The following is a 3,800-nucleotide window of genomic DNA, read 5'->3' as shown; positions in this document are numbered from 1 at the left end:
CCAGCGCTGACCGAGCGACGTCCCCCAGACGGGCGGGCGCGTACTCGGGGTCGTCCCCCGACCCCGCCGCCGCGGCCACCAGGGTGTGCAGGTCGCGGTCGCTGGTCTCGACCCCGGTGCCCACGTTGAACCGCAGCCCGGCGGCCGCCGGAACCGTCGCCGCGCGCACGAAGGCGTCGACCACGTCGTCGACGAACACATAATCGCGGGTATTGCCCCCGTTCCCGAACACGCGGGTCGGCTGCCCCGCGAGCAGTCGCTGCGCGAAGATCGCCACCACCCCGGCCTCACCGTGCGGGTCCTGCCGCGGGCCGTACACGTTGGCCGGTGCCACGCCCGCCCACTCGATGCCGTACAGCTTGGCGAACATCTCGAGGTACACCTCGCCGGCGACCTTGCCCGCCGCGTACGGGCTCATCGGATCCACCGGCCGCGACTCGGCCACCGGCAGCTCGGCCACGGGACCGTAGATCGACCCTCCCGAGGAGGTGAAGACGATCCGCCGCACCCCGGCTCGTCGGGCGGCCTCGGCGAGCCGGACGGTTCCCACCACGTTGACCTCGGCGTCGTACACCGGGTCCTCCACGGACAGGCGCACGTCGATCTGCGCGGCCAGGTGGAACACGACCTCGGGAGCGACCTCGGCGACCAGGTCCACGATCCCGGGGTCGACCAGGTTCATCCTGTGGAAGCCGAACCGCGCCCCGGCCTCCCGCGCGCTCGCGAGGTTCTCGAGGCGACCCCGCGAGAGGTCGTCCACGACGCTCACCTCGTGACCCTCGGACAGCAAGCGATCCACCAGGGTCGACCCGATGAACCCGGCTCCACCCGTCACGAGTGCCTTCATTGACGAATCCCTCCCGAAGCGCGGCGACGCCGCCGCGGCGTCCCGTCGGACGACAGCTCCGAGGATACGACCCGGACCCGGTCGGGCCGCTCACTCCCCGCCGTACAGCTCGGTGGCGCGGGTGAGGGGGGTGCGCCTGTCCGGCGGGAACGGGGAGTCGGCCAGGATCCGGTCGATCTCGTCCTGCGTGAAGGCTGCACGGACGGCGAAGATCCGCACCTGGGAGTCCGAGTAGACCTTGACCAGGCCCGGGGTCTGATCGAGCCGGAGGAGGTGCTCGTTGGGCTTCTGGAACCCCCAGTAGTTGGGCGGGCTGACGTAGACGTAGGTCACGCCGAGCTCGTCGAGCGCGGAGTCGACGCGTGGGTCGGTACCGGCCCGATCCATGCTGAAGAACAGGGCGGTCGTGAGCGGGGCGGTGGACCCGGGCTGGAGATAGTGCCGTGCGGTCGAGGGCAGACCGTGGGTGGCGTACATCCACCCCGACCCCTCGTCGGGGTTGGTGTAGACGAGTCCCGAGTAGGCCTGCGGTTGCCGGGAGAGCCACTCGAAGGCGCGCAGATCGTGACCGTCGACCATCCGACCCGCGCGTTGGTTCGCACCCGCCGCCGAGGCGTACTCGGGCGAGGCCTGCACGACCCACGACCCGGTGGCCACCAACGCGGCCAGCGCCACGGCGACCCGCAGACCCGCCGCACCGGTTCCGCGCGAGTCGGTGATCGGGTCGATCAGGCGGGCCGCCCACCCCGCCAGCGCCTGGACGACCACTCCCACCCCCACACCGACGGCGGCCGCCACGAGGACCGCCAGGAGCACCCCGATCCGCCGCGGGTCGTTGTAGTAGATGCTGCCGATCCCGCGCAGGACGCCGCCGGTCCAGTTGCCGAACATGCTCATGGAGTTGACGCACACCACCAGCACCCCGGCCCAGAGCAGGATCGGCCACAGCACGAGGCGCCGGACCAGGACGAGCACGCCGAGCACCGCGAGGGCCAGCAGCACCCAGCGCACTCCCCAGTCCTGCACGTGCCGTACCTGCAGCGCCACGGCCCGACCCCAGACGGCCGCCCGATCGGCGTCGATCTCGAACTGGAAGGCCGAGATCTCGTCCGCGTCCTCGGAGACGGTGAGGACCTGGGGCAGCAGTGTGAGGACGCCCGCAAGTCCGACCCCCGCCAGGACGAGGAAGTCCCGCAGCCGGCCCCGTACCGGGCGCCACAGGCCCTCGAACAACCACCAGAACAGCACGATCACCGCGGCGGTGACCATCGCCGACGGGTGGATACCCCCGACGCCGACCAGGCCCAGCGCGGCGGCGGGGACGAGGCGACGGTCGGACAGGGAGGCCACCACGACAGCGGCCACCAGCCCCGCCAGTCCGTTGGCCACCCCGGACGGCGTCGCGGCCACCATGACCTCCACGAACGGCAGCCCCGGGAACAGGGGGGTCGCCATCGCGGCGACGGCCGCGGAGGTCGCGACGGCCGGACGGGAGAACCGCCGGTGGGTGATGAGCCACGCGAGCGCGGCCACGCCGAGTGGGAACACCAGCGCCATGGAGCCGATCTGGACGAGGTTGTACGTCTCGACCGCCCCGATTCCGCGCAGTCCCATCACCAGGGCGGCGATCGCGTGCCAGGTGCTCGGGTAGTAGAGGGTCGCCCCGTTCTCCGGATAACGCAGCTCGCCCGCCTGGTCGGGGGACGCCAGGCCCGTGTCGTGGATGAAGCGGAGGTAGTTGGCGTGCCAGTGGGCGTCCCAGCCCTGGAAGATGTTCGCGGTGCCGCCCGGGGTGGCGGAGAGTTCGGTGATGATCATCTGGCCGATCAGCCATGCGCTCACCAGGATCGACGCGGCCGGCAGCAGCCACCACCACGCGCGACGGGGGCTCGGGGCCGGGATCGGGCTGCTGGTGCCCCCGGGGTCGCCGGACCGGCCCCCGGCCCGGGTACGGCGTCGACGCCGGAGCCACAGCGATCCGGAGATGAGCAGTCCCACCAGGCCCACGATCGCCGCGGTGACGGCCGTGGCGACCGCGTACCCGGCGAGGGACCACGGCACGCCGGACCGGCCGTAGACATAGGTGGCGATCGTCACGATCCCCGCGGACACGGGGATCGACGTGCCGACGGCCAGCCGGAGTGGGAGTCGGGCTGCCAGTCCCACGATCAGCCCGGGAACCACGAGGAGTGACGTCAGGGTCAGCATGACCATCGCGTTGTCGATGACCTGCCTCCGTCCCTGTCGTCCTCATCCGGTCCGACCCATTATGGGCCACCCGCCCCCCGGGCCTCAGCGCGGCACGAGGAGTCCGACCGGTCCACTTCCGATGCACAGCTCCGAGACACCGCCGCGCGCGGAGACGGTCAACCCCGTCCCCCCTCCCTCGACGCGGACGAAGACCGTTCCCAGGCCCGCCGACACCGGGGCCGTCACCTCGGAACCCTCGTCGAGCCGGACGCCCACCTCACCGTCCGCGTCGGCGAAGAGGTTGAGCTGGACGATCCAGTCCCGGTCGATCAGGGGCCCGTCGACGGGGATCCGGGCCCCGTCACCCCCGATCCTGTACCCGCACCCGGGCTCGGGGCCCTGCGGGATCGTCCGCAAGGCCGCGACCTCGGCCGGATGCAGGGTGCCCATGGAGTCGACGAGAACCGGGTCGGTCGTCCACCCGGCGACCGGGGGGATGCCGGGGACACCCGCGAGGAACGACGACAGCCGGTGGGCCGGTGCGGTGACGGGGAGGAGGACCTCGAGCGGCAGGTCCTGGTCGAACAGGGGGGCGCTGCGCTCCCGGAGGGCCCCGAGCAGCGGGAGGGCGTAGTCGCGGGACGGTTGGTCGGCCCAGGTCTGCCGGTAGGTGTGGGTCGAGACCGCCGAGGAGACGAGCAGCGCGACCAGGGCCACCGCTCCGGCGGGCGTGACCAGGCGGACGGTCGCCGCGCTCCCCCGC

At 72.3% G+C, this 3,800-nt stretch carries 2 protein-coding genes and 1 pseudogene; all 3 read right to left on the bottom strand.

The window, feature by feature from the left end; translation table 11 throughout:
- On the bottom strand, positions 1–847 hold an 847-nt coding region (locus tag IY392_RS16130; RefSeq protein ID WP_194861766.1), incomplete at its 3' end, for an NAD-dependent epimerase/dehydratase family protein.
- Positions 848–937: 90 nt separating this feature from the next.
- Complete coding sequence (locus IY392_RS16125) at positions 938–3,061, bottom strand: DUF6541 family protein (RefSeq protein ID WP_194861765.1); 2,124 nt, start codon at positions 3,059–3,061, stop codon at positions 938–940.
- Positions 3,062–3,139: 78 nt separating this feature from the next.
- A pseudogene (locus IY392_RS16120) lies at positions 3,140–3,800 on the bottom strand (hypothetical protein); the annotation flags it as partial.

Source organism: Dietzia sp. SYD-A1 (genome assembly GCF_015356725.1).
Classification (GTDB): Bacteria; Actinomycetota; Actinomycetes; order Mycobacteriales; family Mycobacteriaceae; genus Dietzia.
Note: the sequence above shows the minus strand (reverse complement) of the source record. Positions and strands in the feature narration are given on the sequence as shown.